Below are 3,616 nucleotides of genomic sequence, written 5' to 3'. Positions count from 1 at the left end.
CCCGTGGAGAACTATCCGCCCGACGAGTTCGCCGGCGCCGACCCGCTCACCCTGTTCGGCGATCCCGAGCCCGGCGAGCCACCGTTGCGCGAACCCAAGCAGATCGCCGCCGCGCCGGCCGCCGAGCCCGCGCCGAAGCCGCGCAAGCGAGCCGCCCCCAAGGTCGCCGATCAGACTCCGCCTCCGCCGCCGGAACCGGAATTCGTGGCCGACCGGGTCATCGAGGGCGACTACACGCTGCCGCCGATGGACCTGCTCGTCGACGGCGACCCGCCGAAGAAACGCAGCGCCGCCAACGAATCGATGATCGAGGCGATCACCGAGGTGCTGGTGCAGTTCAAGATCGACGCCGCGGTCACCGGCTTCGTGCGCGGCCCGACGGTCACCCGCTACGAGGTGGAACTCGGTCCCGGTGTGAAGGTCGAGAAGATCACCGCGCTCACCCGCAACATCGCCTACGCCGTCGCCACCGAGAACGTGCGCCTGCTGGCCCCGATCCCCGGCAAGTCCGCCGTCGGCATCGAGGTGCCCAACGCCGACCGCGAGCTGGTTCGCCTGGCCGACGTGCTCAAGGCGCCTTCGACCCGCAACGACCACCATCCGCTGGTGATCGGCCTCGGCAAGAACATCGAGGGCGAGTTCGTCTCGGCCAATCTGGCGAAGATGCCGCACCTGCTGGTGGCGGGTTCCACCGGCTCCGGCAAGTCCAGCTTCGTCAACTCGATGCTGGTCTCGCTGCTGCAACGGGCAACGCCCGATGAGGTGCGGATGATCCTGATCGACCCGAAGATGGTCGAGCTGACCCCCTACGAGGGCATCCCGCACCTGATCACGCCCATCATCACCCAGCCGAAGAAGGCCGCCGCCGCGCTGGCATGGCTGGTCGAGGAGATGGAGCAGCGCTACCAGGACATGCAGGCCAACAAGGTCCGCCACATCGACGACTTCAACAAGAAGGTCAAGTCGGGGCTGATCACCGCGCCGCTGGGCAGCGAACGGGTCTACCGCCCGTATCCCTACATCCTCGCCATCGTCGACGAGTTGGCGGACCTGATGATGACCGCCCCGCGCGACGTGGAGGACGCGATCGTGCGCATCACCCAGAAGGCGCGCGCGGCGGGCATCCACCTGGTGCTGGCCACCCAGCGCCCCTCGGTCGACGTGGTCACCGGCCTGATCAAGACGAACGTGCCCTCGCGGCTGGCCTTCGCGACCTCCTCGCTCACCGACTCCAGGGTCATCCTCGACCAGCCGGGCGCCGAGAAGCTGATCGGCATGGGCGACGGGCTGTTCCTGCCGATGGGTGCGGGCAAACCCACCCGCCTGCAGGGCGCGTTCATCAGCGACGAGGAGATCCACGCCGTCGTCGAGTTCACCAAGAACCAGGCCGAGCCGGAGTACCAGGAGGGCGTCACCGCGGCCAAGGCCGGGGAGAAGAAGGACGTCGACCCCGACATCGGCGACGATCTGGATCTGCTGTTGCAGGCGGTGGAACTGGTGGTCACCTCGCAGTTCGGCTCCACCTCGATGTTGCAGCGCAAGCTGCGGGTCGGCTTCGCCAAGGCCGGGCGGCTCATGGACCTCATGGAGACCAGGGGCGTGGTCGGCCCGAGCGAGGGCTCCAAGGCGCGCGATGTGCTGGTCAAGCCGGACGAGCTGGACGGCCTGCTGCTGTCCATCCGCGGCGGCGGCCCCGACGAGGGCGGCGAATCCGCCGACTGAGCCGCCGCGCGCTCACCAGAGGTCGGTGGGGTGGGCGAGTGCGTCGCCGACCAGGGCGCTGCCTGCCACGGCGAACAGGACGCGCACCGAGGGCGGCCCGTAGCGGGTCACGGCCCTGGTGATGCGCCGGTAGGCGCGCCGGGCGCCGACCGTCCGGCGGGTCGCCAGCATCAGCAGCAGGATGGGCGGCAGCAGCGCGATCAGGCCGTAGGCGAGCAGGATGGCGGGCCAGACGGTCGCCGAGGCGTGGTAGGCGGAGAGCATCGCCAGCGCCGCTAGGTAGGGCACCGACGTGGTGGATTGGACGACGCCGATCGCCAGCCCGGCCAGGGCGAGCACGCCCGGCCTGCCGCGAAGTTCCACCGCCCGTGCCGGCGGCGCGCTGCGTTCACCGGTGGCGGGCAGGGCGGCGAGGACGAGCAGCACGGTGCCCGCCAGCAGTTCGCCGCGGAACCGGACGGCCGGGGTGAGGCGGAAGTCGAACAGATCGGTCAGCCAGCCGATGCCGAGCACGGTGCACACGCCGAAGGTCACCGTGGCGGTGAGCACGCCGGTCAGGAAACCGAGTCCGGCAGGCACCGGGGAGCGCCTGCGCAGCCTGCTGTCGAAGATCACCGCGGCGGTGACGCCGACCAGCAGCAGATCGAGGGAGTCGAGGAAGGCGAAGCCGGCGAGCGCGGGGAGCAGAGTGAGCATCGTCGTCCGAAGATACGCGGGCCGCGCGCAGCCGAGCCGAGGGTGATGGTGATCACGGCGGTCGCGGGCGGACGCGGTCGAGATCGAATCTGTGGCATGGGCTGTGACCTGCGTGGATGCCGTGGTGTGCGAGCATGAGGAGCGAGGTGCGCACCCCCGAGGTACCGGACATTTCGGGCATGATGGCGGTCGTGGCCGACGAACGGAGTCCAGCATGCAGGTGAGCGCGCTCGAGTGGGTGATCACCATCGCCGTGGTGCTCGCCCTGTTCGTCTTCGACTTCTACGCCCACGTCCGCACCCCGCACGAACCCAGCTTCCGTGAATCCGGCTTCTGGTCGGCGGTCTACGTCGGCCTGGCGCTGGCCTTCGGCGGCTACGTGGCCTGGCGTTGGGGATCGACCTACACGGGGGAGTACTACGCCGGCTTCGTCACCGAGAAAGCGTTGTCGGTCGACAACCTGTTCGTCTTCCTGATCATCATGTCCACCTTCGCGGTGCCGAGGATCTACCAGCAGAAGGTGCTGTTGATCGGCATCGTGCTCGCGCTGGTCATGCGCGGCGCGTTCATCGCCGTCGGCGCGGCCGCGATCAACGCGTTCAGCTGGGTGTTCTACCTGTTCGGTCTGTTCTTGATCTACACGGCGGCCAAGCTGCTGCGCGAGAGCGGCCACGAGGTGGAGGCCGAGCAGCAGCGCGACAGCAGGATCGTCGCCTTTGCCGAGAAGGTGCTGCCCACCACCGAGGAGTACGACCGCGACCGGCTGATCACCCGCGTCGACGGCAAGCGCGTGGCCACGCCGCTGCTGCTGGCGCTGGTCGCCATCGGCTTCACCGACCTGCTGTTCGCCCTGGACTCCATCCCGGCGATCTACGGCCTGACCGAGCAGCCCTACCTGGTGTTCACGGCCAACGCCTTCGCCCTCATGGGCCTGCGCCAGCTGTACTTCCTCATCGGCGGCCTGCTCGACCGGCTGGTGTACCTGTCCTACGGCCTCGCCGCGATCCTGGCCTTCATCGGTGTGAAGCTGGTGCTGCACGCCCTGCACGAGAACACGCTGCCGTGGGTCAACGGCGGCGAGCACGTGGCGGTGCCGGAGGTCTCCACGCCGGTCTCGCTCGGGGTGATCCTCGGTGTGCTGGCGGTGGCCACGGTGGCCAGCCTGATCAAGACCCGCCGGCGGGGCCCCCCCCCCCCC

General features: G+C 69.2%; 3 protein-coding genes. 2 read left to right on the top strand and 1 reads right to left on the bottom strand.

Going from position 1 to position 3,616, the window contains the following annotated elements; genetic code table 11:
- On the top strand, positions 1-1,722 hold a 1,722-nt coding region (locus QH283_RS02700), incomplete at its 5' end, for a DNA translocase FtsK (protein WP_280501431.1).
- Between the two features lie 12 nt (positions 1,723-1,734).
- On the opposite strand, the gene QH283_RS02695 is transcribed toward QH283_RS02700, so the two are convergent.
- Positions 1,735-2,418 (bottom strand): GAP family protein, encoded by a 684-nt coding sequence (locus QH283_RS02695; RefSeq protein WP_280501430.1) that lies wholly within the window; start codon positions 2,416-2,418, stop codon positions 1,735-1,737.
- A 214-nt stretch (positions 2,419-2,632) separates the two neighbouring features.
- Here QH283_RS02695 and QH283_RS02690 point away from each other — a divergent pair.
- The coding region (locus QH283_RS02690; RefSeq protein WP_280501429.1) for a TerC family protein at positions 2,633-3,616 on the top strand (984 nt) is incomplete at its 3' end.

It is taken from the genome of Nocardia farcinica, from assembly GCF_029867845.1.
Classification (GTDB): domain Bacteria; phylum Actinomycetota; class Actinomycetes; order Mycobacteriales; family Mycobacteriaceae; genus Nocardia; species Nocardia farcinica_A.
Note: the sequence above shows the minus strand (reverse complement) of the source record. Positions and strands in the feature narration are given on the sequence as shown.

What these genes read in the sequence shown, in the direction of transcription:
- QH283_RS02695 (WP_280501430.1), bottom strand. Translation starts at nt 2,418, where the DNA reads ATGCTCACTCTGCTCCCCGCGCTCGCCGGCTTCGCCTTCCTCGACTCC.